This window comes from Paenibacillus sp. M2 (genome assembly GCF_046713495.1).
Lineage (GTDB): Bacteria > Bacillota > Bacilli > Paenibacillales > Paenibacillaceae > Paenibacillus > Paenibacillus amylolyticus_B.
Genome location: NZ_CP169648.1, coordinates 5,172,890 through 5,189,643, shown reverse-complemented (window position 1 = coordinate 5,189,643; position 16,754 = coordinate 5,172,890). Strand labels below are relative to the sequence as shown.

Here is a 16,754-nt window from a genome sequence, read left to right as displayed (position 1 = left end):
CAGTAGTGTCAATTCGCCCAGTTCTGAATACCATGAAAAGGTGATCAAGAGCAGAATCAGGGAGGCGTTGGCAAGTGGAAAAAGTGGAAGCGAAGAAAATATGCAAGGAACACATGCACCGTTATGTATGTGTACAGATGAATGACGGTATGCACTACGATGGCATTATGGAAAATGTGGATGACGAAATGATCTACCTGGCTGTTCCCGTTGGACCGGAAGCCATGGTGAATCATGCGAACTGGGCTCCAAATGCAATGCCTGGAGGGAACTATCCAATAGGTCATACTCGCGGATTTTATCCAGGTTACGGCTACCCTACGCCTTATCCGTATTATGGTTATGGCCGTAGACGTTTTAACCGACTGGTGCTCCCGTTATTTGCGCTTACAGCGTTAACCCTTTTACCGTACTATTGAAATTAGAAAAAACAGTCATAACTGCAAGTGAAACATTCTTATGTACCTATGGGCATCCAATGAAAATCTTGAAAATAACAAGCTGAGGATGGATGTTTCATTCATGGTACCGTACAGCATGAGATAGAGAGGTCTTATCACATACGGAGTCTCAGCCTGATGTATCGCAACAGTCATTGCAATACAACTGGCAACATACGAACATCCAAAAGGTCATGCCTGTGCAGAAGCGAACTTCTGTAAGGTATGACCTTTTGGAACCTAATTAGTATAAGATCGACGACAAACCAGCATGGACTTCAAAATGCCCTCAACTTAATGCAAATTTCAAATCCTCAAGTAAATCATCAACATCCTCGATCCCAACGGAGATCCGAATCAAACCATCCGTGATTCCCAATTCTTGCCGACGTTCATAGGGAATGGAAGCATGTGTCATTCGGGCAGGTACAGAAATTAAACTTTCCACCGCGCCCAGACTTTCAGCCAATGTGAAATAACGAACTTTGCTTAACACGTCATCTACTTTTTCAGCACTGCCTACATCAAAGGAAACCATACCGCCATAACCCCTCGCTTGCGTGGAAGCGAGCTTGTGCTGTGGATGGTCGGGCAACCCGGGATAATAGACTTTGCTCACTGTTGGATGCTGATTTAAAAATGTCACAAGCTGCTCTGTATTACGTTCTTGCGCTTCCATCCGCAATCCCAATGTTTTAAGACCTCGCATTAACAGCCAGGAATCCATAGGTCCCAGGACTGAGCCAATTGCATTTTGAATAAAATGCAGATCTTCACCAAGTTTCTCGCTGTTGACAACCGCAAGTCCTGCCACGACATCACTATGACCACCAATATATTTCGTTGCAGAGTGCAGTACAATATCTGCTCCCAGAGCCAGCGGGGTTTGCCAATAAGGCGTACTAAACGTGTTATCCACGATGAACAGCAATTCATGTTGTTTTGACCATTTCGCTACAGCAGCAATATCGGTGACCTTGAGTAACGGATTAGTAGGTGTTTCTACATAAATGGCCTTTGTATTGGGTTGCAAAGCCTGCTCCAGTGCTTGTAGTGAGGTAGTATCTACAAAGGTAGACTCGATCCCCAGACGATTCAGCACCTTGGTGAAAATGCGATAAGTCCCGCCGTATACGTCATCCGTCAGAATGACGTGATCTCCAGTTTCCAGCAGAGACAGTACAGCGTGAATTGCAGCCATCCCCGAACTAAAAGCAAACCCTCGAACGCCATCCTCCAGCTCTTTAATGACTTCTTCCAACGCATGACGGGTAGGGTTACCTGTTCGTGAATATTCGTATCCTTTGTGTACGCCAACCGATTCCTGCTCATACGTGCTTACTTGATAGATCGGTACACTCACTGCTCCAGTGTGTGGATCACCAACAATACCTGCATGAATCAACTTGGTTTTTGGTCTCATTTCATTGTCCTCCATTATAGATATTTTGGCTTAAATACCGTTCGCTGCTATCCGGGAAAATAACGACGATGTTACTTCCGGGAGCTGCGTGAACAGCTTCGTTTAATGCGGCTTGCATAGCTGCACCTGAGGAACTTCCTACCAGTAAGCCTTCCAACAAGGCTAGATCCTTGACACGTTCAAAGGCATCTTCATCTGAGATCGTATGAATGGCATCAAAATAATTCACATCCATAAAAGGAGATAACGTTTCGACTCCTATTCCTTCTGTACGATGAGGTCCCGAGGGACCTCCTGCGAGAATCGAACCTTCGGGTTCTACGATACATGTTTTGATTAACGAATTTTGCTCCTTCAAATAGCGAGATACTCCCATGAAAGTTCCGCCAGACCCAGCTCCGGCGATATATACATCCACCTGCCCGTTCAGATCACGCCAAATCTCAGGGCCCAGATGTTCATAATGTGCGAGTGGATTATCCGCATTGGAGAACTGACCTGGAATATACGAATCCGGTATTTCTTTCGCCAGCGATTCCGCCTTGCGTATGGCACCGGTGATTCCTTCGGATGTGGGTGTGTTCACGACCGTAGCTCCAAGGGCTTTCATCAACTGCTGCTTCTCAACGCTGAACTTCTGAGGTACGGTGAAAATGACCTTTAAATTCAGGCCTACAGCCGCCATTGCAAGACCAATTCCTGTGTTGCCTGCGGTAGCTTCGATCACCGTTCCACCTGGCTTAACATCTCCTCGTGCCAAGGCCTTCTCCAATAAAAACTTGCCGATCCGGTCTTTCACACTTCCTCCGGGATTCATGAATTCCAGCTTGGCGAATAGGCGGATTCCTTCCTGTAATGGATAACGGGTTAATTCAAGCAGAGGTGTATTACCTATAAGTTCCTGTACATGTTGATAAACGGTCAAATTAACCAATCTCCTTTTTGGAGTTTATTAACTATACATATTGGTTTACTTGGGAAAGGTGCGTGTTAAAATCATATTTCGATAAAATGGTCTGTAATACATACCTCTATATATGACTGATTATGATGAATTCCTAATTGTTGTCTCATCACCTGCAATCTAATGAAATAGATCACTGAAAGGCAGGGGAATGGAGAGTTGACCTGGAATGCCTGGTTGTGTGTCTAGAGATTGGACGTGGGTTTTTACTTCTAGTATGATAGAAGGGAATACATACACTGGAATACAAAGGAGGGTATGAACTATGGATTGCTTATTTTGCAAAATTGTAGAGGGCACCATTCCCTCCAATAAAGTACTGGAGAATGACCATGTTATCGTTTTTCATGACATCCAGCCCGCTGCACCGACACATGTTCTTGTCATTCCGAAGAAACATATTGCTTCCATGAATGAAGTTACTGCAGAAGATCTGCCATTGATCGGCGAGATTCATCTGGCTGCTCAAGAAGCGGCGAAGCGTCTTGGCGTGGAGGAAACAGGATATCGCTTGATCAACAATTGTGGTAAGGATGGAGAACAAACCGTTCATCATCTGCATTACCATTTGTTGGGTGGTACCAGACTTGGCGTGTTGACAAGTCTGTCCGATTCTCACAAATAAACGAGCTAATGGGTACTAATATTGAGGATTTAGTCATATGCATTAAATCCACGAATGTGTGACCAAATGCTTATATAATGAATTCATTTCATAATACCTTTGAGTTTTAAAATGGATTCAAATAAGTGATCATTACATTGAGGTTGACACCTTTATTATCTTTCGCCTATAATGTAAGATGATGAACCGTGTTATTGCTCTTGGACGGTCTGGTCGGAGGGAGGGAAAACTGGTGTCTGAAACTAAAGTTCGCAAAAACGAGACTATTGATGCTGCACTTCGTCGTTTTAAACGCTCCATCGCTAAAGATGGCGTATTGGCTGAGGTGAAGAAACGTAAGCATTATGAGAAGCCAAGCGTAAAGCGCAAGAAAAAGTCCGAGGCTGCTCGTAAGAGAAAGTTTTAGGAGGATTTTAATTACATGAATCTTAGCGAACGATTGAACGAAGATATGAAGCAAGCGATGAAGAGTAAGGACAAGTTCAGACTCTCCAACATTCGGTTGATTCGTTCGACGATCAAGAATCTTGAAATAGATTTGAAAAGAGATTTGGATGACAACGAAGTGCTTGATATCCTGAGTCGTGAAATCAAACAGCGCAAAGATGCCCTCCAAGAATTTGACAAAGCGGGCCGTGAAGATCTCGCGGCAAATGCAAAAGCGGAAATTGAAGTACTCATCCAGTACCTTCCCACACAGCTTACCGAAGAAGAAATTAAAGTTATTGTACAGCAGACCATCCAGGAAACCGGTGCTTCTTCGAAAGCCGAGATGGGGAAAGTCATGGCGGCCCTTATGCCGAAAGTTAAAGGCAAAGCGGACGGCAAACTGGTAAATCAAGCAGTTCAACAATTTCTGCAATAAAGCAAATCAATAAACACCTTCTGACTTGTCAGGAGGTGTTTTTTCCATTTATCAGAAAGCATGATGTCCTTGGGATGACGAAATTTCTTTTTAATGGTTAATATATATTATTATGGATTTTTATTCTTGCAATTGATCGAGTTTTCAAATATAATTTTAAGATTTTGAAACGAAATGTTGCATTGCACGTAATAAATACCATAAGCTGGACAGTATAACATTAATGGAAAAGGGGGGACTATTGTGAAGGGAAAGCGCCGGAAGAAGCTTACGGGGCCATTGATGCTCTTAATGCTGCTGACGCTGTTGCTTCCTGTCTGGATTGGATCACCGTCAGCGCATGCAGCTGAGAAGAGTGGTGCCGTATATATTATTCCGGTTGATAAACCAATCGAGCAGGGACTTGGCAAGTTCATGGAACGCGGGTTCAAGCAAGCAGAAGAGATGAATGCTGGCCTGATCGTTCTTGATATCAATACGCCGGGAGGCCGTGTCGACACTGCAGAAGCATTGGGTACCCTGATCAAGGACAGTCCGATTGAGACTGTTGCATTTGTTCGTGGAGATGCTGCTTCAGCCGGGAGTTTTCTGGCTCTGAATGCAGATAAGATCGTAATGTCACCAGGCAGTATGATTGGTGCGGCAGCAATGGTGGACAGTACGGGTAAACATGTTGAGGATCCAAAGCTTGTTGCGTTCTGGAAAAGCAAAATGCAGGGAGCAGCTGAGATCAGTGGTCGTGATGGCAAGATTGCAGCTGGAATGACGGATGTTAACATGGTTGTTGAAATGCCAGAGATTAATAAAACCAAGCAAAAAGGTGAAATTATTGCTCTCTCGGCTGAAGAAGCGCTGAAAGTTGGTTATGCCGACCACATCAGCAACACACCGGAAGAAGCGGCAACGTGGCTCGGTTACAGCCAGGATGATGTATTTAAGGTAGAACGGACGACAGCAGAGAATATCTCATCCTTTCTTACGAATCCGGTTGTCATGACCATATTGTTGTTCCTCGGAATCGCAGGTGTGGCCATTGAATTGATCGTTCCTGGGTTCGGAGTACCTGGTATTGTCGGTATTGTATGTTTTGTCCTGTACTTCTCAGGAAATTACGTTGCCGGTTTTGCAGGAGCAGAGACGTGGGTATTGTTCACTGTTGGACTCATCTTGATGATTCTGGAGATGTTTATACCAAGCATGGGTATTTTGGGCATTCTGGGATCAATTGCGCTTGTTGCAGGTGTTGTGAGGGCTGCTTATGATACGAGTGACGCATTCGTTTCCCTGGGTATCGCTTTCGGAGCAGCATTGGTAGTGATTGCGATTATTGCAGTACTGTTTAAAGATAGAGGGATATGGAATCGATTCATTTTGAGTGACAGTCTGTCAGCTGAGCGTGGATACTCATCCGCTACCGAGCGTAAAGAGTTGATTGGACTACAAGGCATCAGTCTTACACCGCTTCGACCTTCTGGAACAGCGATGTTTGAGGGTGAGCGAATTGATGTTGTATCGGATGGAGACTTTATTCCCATTGATACCCCGATTATTGTGATTAAAGCGGAAGGCACCCGGATTGTGGTTCAGCAAGCATTACCGGTGTAACCCGCTCTGTTGTCGAAGCGGATTAACGTTTCGGCAATGTACATAACCACTTCGCTGAAGCTGCCAGCGAGGTGGTGCATTCTTTATTTTAGCAGCGGATTCATGAATGACTGTTGAAGTATTTATCAAATTTGAATTGCAAATGGAGGAAATTTTACTATGGAACCAACTATGATTACGGTTTTGCTCATTGCGGTAGTTGCGATTATCGTACTGAGCGTATTTTTCAGCTTTTTCCCGGTCATGCTCTGGATCTCAGCTATTGCATCCGGTGTCCGTGTTAGTATCATTACACTGGTAGCCATGAGACTTAGACGTGTAACACCTAGCAGGATCGTAAATCCTCTGATTAAAGCAAGAAAAGCGGGCCTTGAATTAACCATGAACCAACTGGAAAGTCACTTTCTGGCGGGTGGTAATGTTGACCGTGTTGTAAACGCTCTGATTGCTGCTCAGCGTGCAAACATTCCACTTGAATTCGAACGTGCTGCTGCGATTGACCTTGCTGGTCGTGACGTATTACAGGCGGTCCAAATGAGTGTTAACCCGCGTGTTATCGAAACGCCTGTTGTATCTGCGGTGGCAAAAGATGGTATTGAAGTTAAAGTTCGAGCAAGAATTACAGTTCGTGCGAATATTGACCGACTCGTCGGCGGTGCCGGTGAAGAGACGATCATTGCCCGTGTTGGTGAAGGGATCGTAAGTACCAACGGTTCAGCAGAAACGCATAAAGTGGTGTTGGAAAATCCGGATCTGATCTCTCGTACAGTCCTGTCCAAAGGACTGGATTCTGGAACTGCCTTTGAGATCCTGTCCATTGATATTGCGGACGTGGATATTGGTAAAAATATTGGTGCATTCCTGCAAACCGAGCAGGCAGAAGCTGACAAGCGAATTGCTCAGGCGAAAGCAGAAGAGCGTCGTGCAATGGCTGTAGCCCAAGAACAAGAGATGAAAGCGCGCGTTGTGGAAATGAGAGCGCGTGTTGTTGAGTCTGAATCCGCAGTACCACTTGCAATGGCAGAGGCTTTACGTAGTGGGAAAATTGGTGTTATGGATTACATGAATCTCAAAAATATTGAAGCGGATACTCAGATGCGCAACACATTAGGAAAACCTGGTGAAGGTTCGAATTCCAACGATCAGGGTGATTCCAAAAACGGAAGATAGGCGGTGAGTGCATATGGGCCTATTTGAATGGATTTTTAATAATCTGTATATTGTGGCCGTCATCGGTTTTGCACTCTTCTCCTTCTTGGGGAAAGCTGCCAAATCGGCTGATCCGAACAAAAAGCGTCCTGCCAACGGGATGCCTACATTTGGAGGCAGTGGTGATTCAGGCCGGGATGAACGTTCAAGAGACAATTCATCTCCGCAGCAGTCTTCCGGACCTGCAGACCCCCGCTATGATGAACAGTATGACGATCGGTATGATGACGTGCAATATAAGAATCAGTATGATGAGCCGTATTCAGAGCCTGCTGCATCTTCTCGCCCCGAAACTGACTACAGAAGTGAGGGCACGATGAGTGCCATGGAGAATTCACTTGAGGCACAGATGAGAGGTATGGAAGAACAGCAGCGCTTGATTCAAGAGAGATTAAATCGCTTCTCTTCTGCGAATAAACCTGTTGTGTCTGATTCCAGTTGGGATATACCCAGCACGGGTGAATCGGGAGTGTCTCCACTTCGTTCTGAAGATGTCCGCACAGGTGTATTATGGGCAGAAGTACTGGGTCCCCCCCGTTCCAAGCAGCCGTTTGGTACAAGAGGGAAACTGTAATAAGTTATGCTGTTGGACGGGAATAGAGCCGTCTCTGGTGAGCCAAAAGGCGCCAGAGACGGCTTTTTCTGTGTTCTTCACTTTTTTCTCAACATTCCTACCTAACACGCTCTCCGGAATTTTCATAAATTCATGAATCTGCGCATAAGTTGAACTGTAGAGGAAGGGGGAAGACCTTCGAATGACCCGGATCAGCCGCAAGCTGCGCAGATGGACCAGTGAAGTGTTGGATCTGCCGCAGGATGTGCTTTATGATATGCCACGGTTAACCCTGATCGGCAGTAAGCAACTGTATATAGAGAATCATCGCGGTGTCATCCATTTCACGCCGGATCGTATCGTGTTGGCTCTTTCCCAAGGCCAGTTAGAGATCAAAGGAACTGCCTTGGTGATACGTAATATTTTGCCGGATGAAGTAGCTGTTGAAGGAACGATTCTGGATATTCATATGAATGGAGTGGAGGGGAACGGATGAAGCAGCCCAGTCTGTATAAACTGCGGGGAGCAGTCCGAATCACGGTCACTGGGGGAGACATTGAAACATTAATTAACACGGTGGCAGAGCAGGGACTGGAAGTTTGGAACCTGCGTGCTCACGATGGACGCGTGGCAGAGATGAACATTCTGCTGCCGCATTTTTTCAGGTTGCGTCCTGTGTTGAAACGGACAGGCTGCAGGGTGAAAGTAACCCATCGCAGCGGTTTCCCCTTTTTTGCGGCCCGTTTATTGCGGAGGAAGTTCTTTCTTGGGGGGATGCTGTTTTTTGTGGTAGCTTTGTTTGCGTTGTCGTCCATGGTATGGGATGTGGAGGTCAAGGGTAACGTCACCATTCCCACCGACGAGGTGCTCGCAGCAGCGAAGAAAGAGGGCATATATCCTTTCCAATGGGGGTTCCGTCTGGAAAGCCAAGACAAGCTCTCCAGGCAGCTTGCACTCGCTCTGCCGGATGTAACCTGGATTGGCGTCAGCAAAGAGGGGACAACCATTACCATTCAGGTCGTAGAATCTGCCCAACCAAAGCGCGAACCATTACTGAACCCTAGACATCTGATTAGCAAGTCAGATGCTGTTGTCACTCAAATCTATGCGGAGCAGGGACGCCCTGTAGTTCAGAAGGACATGCGTGTCAAAAAGGGTCAGGTATTGATCTCGGGGATTCTCGGGGATGAGGAGAACACCAAAACCATCGTTGCCAAAGGTGAAGTTCGTGGTCTGGTGTGGCGTGAGTATCAGGTAGAGGTTCCACTGGTGCAAAAACATAATACAATGACAGGTGAGAGCAAAGAACGTTTTTACATGGTGCTGGGGAATTGGGCGATCCAACTGTGGGGGTACGGTAGTACACCGTTCAGTTCATTTGATACCGAGAGTAATCACAGACCATTGACGTGGCGATCCTTCACACTCCCGATGGGTTGGCTGACAGAGAAAGATCTGGAGACCCGAGAGCATGAGGAACAGCAGACGATAGAATGGGCCAGAACGAAAGGATTGGAAGGAGCAAGGAACGACATTATCGCCAAAAACGGCAAAGGCACAAAAATTATAAGTGAAAAAATTTTGCATGAGAAGAAAGAGAATGGTAAAGTTTATATGAAAGTCTTATTTGAAGTAGAAGAAAGCATTGCGGAAGAACTTCCGCTAGTCCATAGTCAAGGAGAATGAGGATATTTGTCAGAGCAAACACGCAGCATACAAATCTCCCTCCAGAGTGCGGGAGAGGGCCAATCTCTTTTTGGACCCCAAGATACTTTTCTTAAACTGATTGAATCCGAGATTCCCGCCCAGATTGCATCCCGTGAAGCGGAGATTGTGATTTTTGGCAACGCACAGCAGGTGGAATCGCTTGAACAATTATTTGATGTGTTACTGCAATTGATACGCAACGGATATGTGTTAACTGAAAGAGATGTGAAGTATGCGATTGAACTTGCCAAGGATATGCGGGCAGACCAGCTATTGGATCTGTTCAAGGGCGAGATTACGACGACATACCGAGGTAAACCAATCCGTGTTAAAACCATTGGACAGAAGCACTATGTAACTACAATTAAAAAACGTGATATTGTATTTGGCATTGGTCCTGCCGGTACGGGTAAAACCTACCTTGCTGTTGTACTGGCTGTTGCTGCAATTAAAGAAGGCAGCGTCAAACGCATTGTACTCACACGGCCTGCTGTTGAAGCGGGAGAGAGTCTTGGGTTTTTGCCAGGTGATCTTCAGGAGAAGGTAGACCCGTATCTGAGACCACTGTACGATGCCCTGTATGACGTTATGGGACAGGAACAGACCGCTAAGGCACTGGAGCGAGGGTTGATCGAAATCGCGCCACTCGCCTATATGCGGGGGCGTACGCTGGATGACTCCTTCATCATTCTGGATGAAGCACAGAATACAACGCCGGAACAGATGAAGATGTTTCTAACCCGTCTTGGTTTTGGCTCCAAAATGGTCATCACCGGAGATGTGACACAGATTGATTTACCGCGTGGTAAGAAATCCGGACTTGTGGAAGCGAATACGATCTTGAACGAAGTTAACGAGATTGGATTTGTCTATTTTGCCGAGCAAGATGTTGTCCGGCATTCCCTTGTCCAGAAAATTATCGTGGCTTACAACCACGCCGCAGAAAATCAAGCATAGAAAGGGATTGTCTAAAGTGACCTCGAAGGAACCGTCAAAAGGCAAATCTTTTCAGAATAAGGCTACAGGATGGAAGTATAGCGTGTGGGCACGCTATCTTCTGTTTTTGTTTCTGGTGATTCTTTTCTACGTGAGTCTGGCTTCCAAGCTGCTCCCTGAGCGGTATGATATTCAGGAAGGTACACGGAGTGAAGTGGATATTGCTGCGCCCATGCAGATTCCGAATAACAAGGCCACACTCAAAGCACAGGAAGAAGCTGCAGAACGGGTACAGCCGATATTTCAGATTGTTCAGTTGCGAAACGAAAATTTGATGACTACCCTGCTTGACCGTGTAGATCGATTAAATCAGGATGATCAGATTTCAAGTCAGGACAAGATTGATATTTATAAGGATGAAATTCCGCAGCGTCAGAAGGACTTTGTGACCAACTATATCAATAATAATCGGAAAGCCGGTACATACTCCGAGACTCTTTTGGAAGAGATCAGAAATGTGGTACAGGAGCAAAGCTACCGTATTCCCGAAGAAACTTACATCAAAATCTCGCGTCTGACATCGGATGATATCCAGGAGATGAAACCGGTTGCGAGGGATATTGTTGCCCGGTTAATGACGGATCAGATCAGCGATGCAACCACTGCCCGTGCCAAAGTAGCTGAGATGGTGAGTGTCAGCTCTCTTGGTAAGCGAACGCAACGTGAGGTCGTGCAAGAGCTTGCTCGCCTAGTGGTGACAGCGAACCGTTTCTACGATGAAGAGGGAACCAAGGAAGCCAAAGTACAGGCGCGTGAGAACACGCAAACCGTCTTTATCAAGCAAGGGGACACATTAGTTGCCAAGGGTGAGATGATCACTCCGGAGATGTATACTTTGCTGGATGAAAATGATTTGCTGAAAAATGAAGTGAACTACTGGCCGCAGCTTGGGCTTCTTATGTTTTCCTGCCTGTTGTCAGCAGCCATTCTGATGTATATTCAGCAAGGCAGCGGAACACATTTTAAGTATAATAATGCCCAGCTGTTGATGCTTGTTCTCATTTTTATTATTACGATTGTGGTTATGCATGTGACGGCGATTATCCAGACCAATGAGAGGTCTTATGTTGGCTTCCTTGCACCTGTTGCGGTAGGAGCGATGTTAATTGCGCTCTTGCTGGATACGTCGCTTGCCTTTGTATGTTCGATTTTGATCGGTATGTTGTCCAGCATTATTTTGAATACGCATCAGGGTCAACTTTTTGACTTCGAACTGGGTTTCTTCGCTGTATTGGTTTCATTTGTTGCGATCTTCGCAACTCATAAGGCTAGCCAGCGATCAACGATCCTGAAAGGGGCCATTATGGTCTGTCTGTTCGGGTCCATAGCCGTCTTCACCCTGGCTTTGATTGACTCGGGCGATTGGAATCGAACTACGACACTGTATGGCGTTGGGTTTGCATTTGCTGGTGGAGTGCTGACTGCCATACTGGTCATTGGGCTGATGCCATTTTTCGAAACTTCATTTGGCATTTTGTCAGCGCTCAAACTGGTAGAACTATCTAATCCGAACCATCCGCTTCTTCGCAAGTTGTTGACGGAGACACCGGGTACCTATCATCACAGCGTTATGGTAGGTAATCTGTCCGAAGCAGCAGCAGAAGCCATAGGAGCTAACGGATTGCTCTGCCGAGTGGGTTCGTATTATCATGATATTGGCAAGACAAAGCGGCCCATCTATTTTATTGAAAATCAAAACAATATGGAGAATCCGCATGATTCAATTGATCCGAAACTGAGCAAATCCATTATCGTTGCCCATGCGCGCGATGGGGTGGAAATGCAGAAGGATTACAAGCTGCCCAGACCTATTCGGGATATTGCGGAACAGCATCACGGCACGACATTTCTCCACTATTTCTATCACAAAGCACTGCGCCAGGCGGAAGAAGCAGGCGTTGAGCCTGATTTCACGGAAGAAGATTTCCGTTACCCTGGGCCGAAGGCTCAGTCCAAGGAATCGGCTATTGTTGGCATTGCCGATAGTGTGGAGGCTGCTGTGAGATCTTTGCGCAAACCGACCGTGGAGCAAGTGGAGTCCATGATTGAGAAGATTATTAAAGGACGATTGGACGATCATCAATTCAATGATTGTGACCTTACGATGCGTGAACTGGATATCGTCGCTAGGACATTGAAGGAAACGGTGATGGGTATCTTCCACTCCAGGATAGAATATCCGGAGGAGATTAAGAAACCAAAGCCCACTTCACCCGAAGCAGGCTAATTCAATAATAGTTCGTGTTCAAAAAGGTCGGTTTTCAGTACCGAGAAGATGGGATGAAGATAGAAATGGAGTAGCGGAGCGTAGGGAAAACTACGTGATCAACGGACATTTCGGCTGAATTCCATATTCGATGCTGAGGATGCCCCTAGGCATCCTTCGTAATCAAAAGAGGGCTTTTTGAACAACCTCTAATATTAGTAGACAGGAGTTATGAAAGAATGAGTCTTAACCTGGCATGGAATAATGAACAACAGGATAAAGAAATTACAGAACCGATGATTGCAATGCTGGAACAGTTGCTTAATCTAGCTGGAGAAGCGGAAGGTGTTGCAGACGGAGAAGTGGCTCTGACTTTTGTGAATGATGAGCAGATTCATGAGTTGAACCGTGATTATCGCGGCATTGACCGTCCTACGGATGTACTGTCATTTGCGATGAACGAAACGGTAGATGAAGAACTAGATATTATCTATGAGCTGGACGAAGATGAAGAAATGGAAGAAATGCCGGATGTTCTTGGAGACATCATCATTTCCGTACCACGGACCATCCTGCAAAGTGAAGAGTATGGACACTCATTTGAACGTGAACTTGGTTTTCTGTTTGTCCATGGTTTCTTGCACCTGCTCGGATACGACCATCAGGATGAAGCAAGTGAGGCTGAAATGATGGGCAAACAAGAAGCGGTATTGGCCCAGGCCGGGTTGACACGATAATGAAAAGACGCTCCTGGGGTCTGGTATTCCGCAATGCTGCGGAAGGAATCGCATATGGGTTGCGGACTCAGCGTAATGTGAGAGTTCACACGGGAGTGGCTATTTTGATGTGTGCAGCCGGCTTTTTTTTCAAAATCTCAAGAACGGATTGGATGTTTGTGCTGACCGCTGTATTTTTGGTCCTGGTGACTGAATTGATGAACACGGCTGTAGAGGCAGCAGTTGATTTGGCACATCCCCATATCCATCCGCTGGCAAAAGCGGCAAAGGATACCGCGGCCGGGGCAGTTCTTCTGGCTGCGGTATTCGCCGTCATCATCGGTTGTATCGTTTTCATTAAGCCGGTGATGAACTGGTTAGGTTTGTACTGATTTTGTATTAACTTTGTTTTGATTCGTTTTGTTTGATTTTAATACTACACACTAATATAAATTTACTTGATGCAAACACGATAACGGAGAAGTCAGAAGAGACCTGAAGAAACGAAGTGTGCGCCTTTATCCCCGGATTTTCCCTTATTAAAAGGGATCGAAAAAATCTGGGGGTAACAGCGATCGGAAGGTTGTTCTGACAGCGGAGTGTCCAGTGTAAATGCACTAGTTTTATTTTATATTGCACCCTAAGGGAGAGAACATTAATGGATAACGGTTTGTTAATGCAAGAAGCAATTAAGGCACGTACGAAGGCGTATACGCCTTACTCCCATTTTGGTGTTGGCGCGGCTTTGCTTGACAGTGAAGGTCATGTGCATCATGGTTGTAATATTGAGAATGCTGCGTATACACCAGGTAACTGTGCTGAGCGTACGGCGATGTTCAGTGCCATTGCAGGTGGGCAGAAGCCTCGCAGCTTCACAGCGATTGCCATTGTGGGCGACACGGATGGTCCGATTGCTCCATGTGGCGTATGTCGTCAGGTCATGTACGAACTGTGTGAACCTGATATGAAAGTCATCTTGGGGAACTTGAAAGGTGATCTGCAAGAGACCACCGTTGCTGAACTGTTACCTTGGGCTTTTGGGCCTTCTGATCTGAATTCTGCCAAAAAATAAACCAATATTCCAGGCCTAGGCGCCTGAGGAGGAACATATGAAAAAACAAGCATTTAAATCCGGTTTTGTAGCCATTATTGGACGTCCAAACGTAGGTAAATCCACATTGATGAACCAGGTGATCGGACAGAAAATTGCGATTATGTCGGACAAGCCACAAACCACACGTAATAAAATTCATGGTGTGTATACATCCGAACATCAGCAAATCGTTTTCCTGGATACACCCGGTATTCACAAACGTCAATCCAAACTTGGCGATTATATGAACCAGACTGCTTTGAATACGCTCGGAGAAGTAGAAGCAGCACTGTTCCTGATTGACGCTTCGGAGGGTTTGGGTGGCGGTGACCGTTACATTGCGGAACAATTGAAAAATATCCGTACACCTGTCATTCTTGTCATGAATAAAATTGACAAAATTGAGCCGGAAGCACTGCTGCCACTCATTGAGACGTATCGCAAGCTTCACGATTTCGCTGAAATCGTTCCTGTCTCTGCCATGCTTGGCAGCAATGTCAGCACGTTGCTGGAACAGCTCGGCAAGTATTTGCCAGAAGGTCCACAGTACTACCCTGATGACCAGGTTACTGACCATCCGGAGCAGTTTGTATGTGCCGAGTTGATTCGTGAGAAAATTCTGCAAATGACTCGTGAAGAAGTGCCTCACTCTATTGCTGTAACGATCGAAGATATGAAAGTGCAAGATAACGGTGTCGTTTATATCTCAGCTGTCATTTTTGTAGAACGGGATTCCCAAAAAGGGATCATTATCGGGAAGCAGGGTGCCCTTCTGAAAGAAGTAGGTAAACGAGCTCGACACGATATTCAGAACTTGCTCGGCTCCAAAATTTTCATGGACCTGTGGGTTAAAGTGAAAAAAGACTGGAGAAATCAGGATAGAGTTCTGCGTGACCTTGGCTTTGGCCGCGACTGATCGTCGGAATTGTATCCAGTAATTGCAACACATAGTTTACCTTGCAAGACTCCATCCTATTTGGTAGATGCAGACGTCATTTCCGAAGAGAGGATGAAATTCCGATGCGAGATTTTTCGTGGAAGGTTTTTGCGATGACGGGGGATGTAGAGTCCTATTTGTTATATACCGAGGCGTGTAACTCGTTAGGACAGGAGTCGGATCATGCAAGGGAAGTGATTGAAGATGAAGAAGCCGAAGGATAACTGGCTGATTCGGGAATGGTTAGGTGACGAGGCATGCTATACAGGGTGGAAGGGATTGTCATCCGCAGCATGGACTACGGCGAAGGGAACAAAATCATTACGCTTTGCACCGAAAGCGGCGGGAAAGTAGGGGTACTCGTCCGCGGTGCCAAAAAGCCCAAGAGCCGACATGCTGCACTGGTGCAGCCGTTTACGTATGGTCAATATGTATATTTTCGCAATACAGGTCTAGGCACACTGAACGCTGGAGAAATTGTTGAATCTTATCATGAGTTGCGTGAAGATCTGGTCAAGGCCTCATATGCTTCTTATGCGTGTGAACTATTGGATCGGGTGCTTCAGGATGAAGAGACAGGTACATTTTGGTTCAAACAGTTAAAGGCGTGTTTGCAGGCGTTGAAGGAAGAGAAAGACCCGGTTGTTATTACAAGTCTGTACGAAATGAAAATATTACAGGCATCCGGATATGGTCCACAGTTCGATGAGTGCATCTCCTGCAACCAGGAGCGACCAGATGAGCAGTTGTTCATAAGTCCCAGACTTGGTGGCGTCTTGTGTCGAGCATGCAAACATTTCGATCCTCCAGCGATTTCAGTAAGTCCAAGGGCTCTGAAGTTGATGCGTTTGTTCGCGCAGTTGGATCTGCAGCGCTTGGGGAATATATCAGTGAGTGAGTCTACCCGTGATGAGATCAAAAAGTTGATGCGTGCCTTTATGGATCATCAGCTTGGTCTGAATCTTAAATCCCGTTCTTTCCTCGATCAGATGGAGAAGTACGGGATTTGAGGCGTTTTGGTGGAAGTGAAACTATATCTTGACTTCATACTAGATTTTATATATTATGAAATATAATTTCTCTTTATGAGACATGCATTGAACGAGAAAGTAAAAGACTGGATTTATTGCATTTATGGAGACAAGTCTTTGTTTAACACTTGGTAATCATGAATGAGCGAGCCGGGGATGGTGGGAGCCTGGCTGAATCGGTCTTTGAAACGGCACTCGGGAGCATGAATGGACACGGAAAAGTGGGCTGGAACGAACAGGATCATCCTGTTTGATCTAAGCCAAGTAGGGTGGAACCGCGGGAATAGCTCTCGTCCCTACGTCTGTACAACAGGCGTAGGACGGGGGCTATTTATTGTTGTCTTCACCGTCCTAAGCTTGCTAACAAACCATTGAAAAGGAGCA

The 16,754-nt window shown here is 45.9% G+C and carries 19 protein-coding genes; 17 read left to right on the top strand and 2 right to left on the bottom strand.

What is annotated here, in order from left to right; genetic code table 11:
- Positions 1 to 74: 74 nt before the first annotated feature.
- Positions 75 to 419 (top strand): hypothetical protein, encoded by a 345-nt coding sequence (locus ACETMN_RS24040; protein ID WP_105599735.1) that lies wholly within the window; start codon positions 75 to 77, stop codon positions 417 to 419.
- Positions 420 to 729: 310 nt separating this feature from the next.
- Here the strand turns inward: ACETMN_RS24040 and ACETMN_RS24035 are convergent, their stop codons facing one another.
- Both ACETMN_RS24035 and ACETMN_RS24030 read right to left on the bottom strand, forming a co-directional pair.
- Positions 730 to 1,863, bottom strand: coding sequence for a bifunctional cystathionine gamma-lyase/homocysteine desulfhydrase (locus ACETMN_RS24035; protein WP_411735211.1), 1,134 nt, complete (start codon positions 1,861 to 1,863; stop codon positions 730 to 732).
- A 1-nt stretch (position 1,864) separates the two neighbouring features.
- A complete protein-coding gene (locus ACETMN_RS24030) occupies positions 1,865 to 2,788 on the bottom strand; it encodes a PLP-dependent cysteine synthase family protein (protein ID WP_411735210.1) in 924 nt (307 codons plus the stop codon).
- Positions 2,789 to 3,092: 304 nt separating this feature from the next.
- On the opposite strand from ACETMN_RS24030, the gene ACETMN_RS24025 reads away from it, so the two are divergent.
- The 16 genes from ACETMN_RS24025 (at position 3,093) to recO (ending at position 16,349) form a co-directional block, all read left to right on the top strand.
- Positions 3,093 to 3,452 (top strand): histidine triad nucleotide-binding protein, encoded by a 360-nt coding sequence (locus ACETMN_RS24025; RefSeq protein ID WP_017687236.1) that lies wholly within the window; start codon positions 3,093 to 3,095, stop codon positions 3,450 to 3,452.
- Positions 3,453 to 3,684: 232 nt separating this feature from the next.
- Positions 3,685 to 3,858, top strand: a complete 174-nt coding sequence (rpsU, locus tag ACETMN_RS24020) for a 30S ribosomal protein S21 (RefSeq protein ID WP_005547957.1) — start codon at positions 3,685 to 3,687, stop codon at positions 3,856 to 3,858.
- Between the two features lie 15 nt (positions 3,859 to 3,873).
- Positions 3,874 to 4,317 (top strand): GatB/YqeY domain-containing protein, encoded by a 444-nt coding sequence (locus tag ACETMN_RS24015; protein ID WP_017687237.1) that lies wholly within the window; start codon positions 3,874 to 3,876, stop codon positions 4,315 to 4,317.
- Between the two features lie 282 nt (positions 4,318 to 4,599).
- The gene (locus tag ACETMN_RS24010) at positions 4,600 to 5,922 is read left to right on the top strand and encodes an NfeD family protein (RefSeq protein ID WP_091014395.1); all 1,323 of its coding nucleotides are present in this window, start codon (positions 4,600 to 4,602) and stop codon (positions 5,920 to 5,922) included.
- A 159-nt stretch (positions 5,923 to 6,081) separates the two neighbouring features.
- Positions 6,082 to 7,092, top strand: coding sequence for a flotillin-like protein FloA (floA, locus tag ACETMN_RS24005; RefSeq protein WP_091013981.1), 1,011 nt, complete (start codon positions 6,082 to 6,084; stop codon positions 7,090 to 7,092).
- Between the two features lie 13 nt (positions 7,093 to 7,105).
- The gene (locus tag ACETMN_RS24000; RefSeq protein WP_091013984.1) at positions 7,106 to 7,705 is read left to right on the top strand and encodes a hypothetical protein; all 600 of its coding nucleotides are present in this window, start codon (positions 7,106 to 7,108) and stop codon (positions 7,703 to 7,705) included.
- 181 nt (positions 7,706 to 7,886) lie between these two features.
- Positions 7,887 to 8,180 carry a sporulation protein YqfC gene (yqfC, locus tag ACETMN_RS23995; protein WP_017687241.1) on the top strand — a complete coding sequence of 98 codons (294 nt, stop codon included), beginning with the start codon at positions 7,887 to 7,889 and terminating at the stop codon, positions 8,178 to 8,180.
- Complete coding sequence (yqfD, locus tag ACETMN_RS23990; RefSeq protein ID WP_091013986.1) at positions 8,177 to 9,370, top strand: sporulation protein YqfD; 1,194 nt, start codon at positions 8,177 to 8,179, stop codon at positions 9,368 to 9,370. Before yqfC ends, yqfD begins: the two co-directional genes overlap by 4 nt.
- A 6-nt stretch (positions 9,371 to 9,376) precedes the next feature.
- The gene (locus ACETMN_RS23985) at positions 9,377 to 10,348 is read left to right on the top strand and encodes a PhoH family protein (RefSeq protein ID WP_017687243.1); all 972 of its coding nucleotides are present in this window, start codon (positions 9,377 to 9,379) and stop codon (positions 10,346 to 10,348) included.
- 16 nt (positions 10,349 to 10,364) lie between these two features.
- Complete coding sequence (locus ACETMN_RS23980; protein WP_091013988.1) at positions 10,365 to 12,614, top strand: HD family phosphohydrolase; 2,250 nt, start codon at positions 10,365 to 10,367, stop codon at positions 12,612 to 12,614.
- Positions 12,615 to 12,832: 218 nt separating this feature from the next.
- Complete coding sequence (gene ybeY, locus ACETMN_RS23975) at positions 12,833 to 13,330, top strand: rRNA maturation RNase YbeY (protein ID WP_036674804.1); 498 nt, start codon at positions 12,833 to 12,835, stop codon at positions 13,328 to 13,330.
- Positions 13,330 to 13,701, top strand: a complete 372-nt coding sequence (locus tag ACETMN_RS23970; RefSeq protein WP_105599729.1) for a diacylglycerol kinase family protein — start codon at positions 13,330 to 13,332, stop codon at positions 13,699 to 13,701. The genes ybeY and ACETMN_RS23970 overlap by 1 nt, the downstream gene beginning before the upstream one ends.
- A 266-nt stretch (positions 13,702 to 13,967) precedes the next feature.
- Positions 13,968 to 14,381, top strand: coding sequence for a cytidine deaminase (locus ACETMN_RS23965; RefSeq protein ID WP_036615035.1), 414 nt, complete (start codon positions 13,968 to 13,970; stop codon positions 14,379 to 14,381).
- A 37-nt stretch (positions 14,382 to 14,418) separates the two neighbouring features.
- Positions 14,419 to 15,318 (top strand): GTPase Era, encoded by a 900-nt coding sequence (gene era, locus ACETMN_RS23960; protein ID WP_047843779.1) that lies wholly within the window; start codon positions 14,419 to 14,421, stop codon positions 15,316 to 15,318.
- Positions 15,319 to 15,422: 104 nt separating this feature from the next.
- Positions 15,423 to 15,563 carry a YqzL family protein gene (locus ACETMN_RS23955; RefSeq protein WP_091013993.1) on the top strand — a complete coding sequence of 47 codons (141 nt, stop codon included), beginning with the start codon at positions 15,423 to 15,425 and terminating at the stop codon, positions 15,561 to 15,563.
- Between the two features lie 33 nt (positions 15,564 to 15,596).
- On the top strand, positions 15,597 to 16,349 hold the full coding sequence (gene recO / locus ACETMN_RS23950; RefSeq protein WP_091013996.1) for a DNA repair protein RecO: 753 nt from the start codon (positions 15,597 to 15,599) through the stop codon (positions 16,347 to 16,349).
- The last annotated feature ends 405 nt before the right edge of the window (positions 16,350 to 16,754 follow it).

Coding starts and splice junctions, on each gene's coding strand:
- ACETMN_RS24035 (WP_411735211.1), bottom strand. CDS start 1,863: ATGAGACCAAAAACCAAGTTGATTCATGCAGGTATTGTTGGTGATCCA.
- ACETMN_RS24025 (WP_017687236.1), top strand. CDS start 3,093: ATGGATTGCTTATTTTGCAAAATTGTAGAGGGCACCATTCCCTCCAAT.
- ACETMN_RS24015 (WP_017687237.1), top strand. CDS start 3,874: ATGAATCTTAGCGAACGATTGAACGAAGATATGAAGCAAGCGATGAAG.
- ACETMN_RS24010 (WP_091014395.1), top strand. CDS start 4,600: ATGCTCTTAATGCTGCTGACGCTGTTGCTTCCTGTCTGGATTGGATCA.
- floA (WP_091013981.1), top strand. CDS start 6,082: ATGGAACCAACTATGATTACGGTTTTGCTCATTGCGGTAGTTGCGATT.
- ACETMN_RS24000 (WP_091013984.1), top strand. CDS start 7,106: ATGGGCCTATTTGAATGGATTTTTAATAATCTGTATATTGTGGCCGTC.
- yqfC (WP_017687241.1), top strand. CDS start 7,887: ATGACCCGGATCAGCCGCAAGCTGCGCAGATGGACCAGTGAAGTGTTG.
- yqfD (WP_091013986.1), top strand. CDS start 8,177: ATGAAGCAGCCCAGTCTGTATAAACTGCGGGGAGCAGTCCGAATCACG.
- ybeY (WP_036674804.1), top strand. CDS start 12,833: ATGAGTCTTAACCTGGCATGGAATAATGAACAACAGGATAAAGAAATT.
- ACETMN_RS23970 (WP_105599729.1), top strand. CDS start 13,330: ATGAAAAGACGCTCCTGGGGTCTGGTATTCCGCAATGCTGCGGAAGGA.
- ACETMN_RS23965 (WP_036615035.1), top strand. CDS start 13,968: ATGGATAACGGTTTGTTAATGCAAGAAGCAATTAAGGCACGTACGAAG.
- era (WP_047843779.1), top strand. CDS start 14,419: ATGAAAAAACAAGCATTTAAATCCGGTTTTGTAGCCATTATTGGACGT.
- ACETMN_RS23955 (WP_091013993.1), top strand. CDS start 15,423: ATGCGAGATTTTTCGTGGAAGGTTTTTGCGATGACGGGGGATGTAGAG.
- recO (WP_091013996.1), top strand. CDS start 15,597: ATGCTATACAGGGTGGAAGGGATTGTCATCCGCAGCATGGACTACGGC.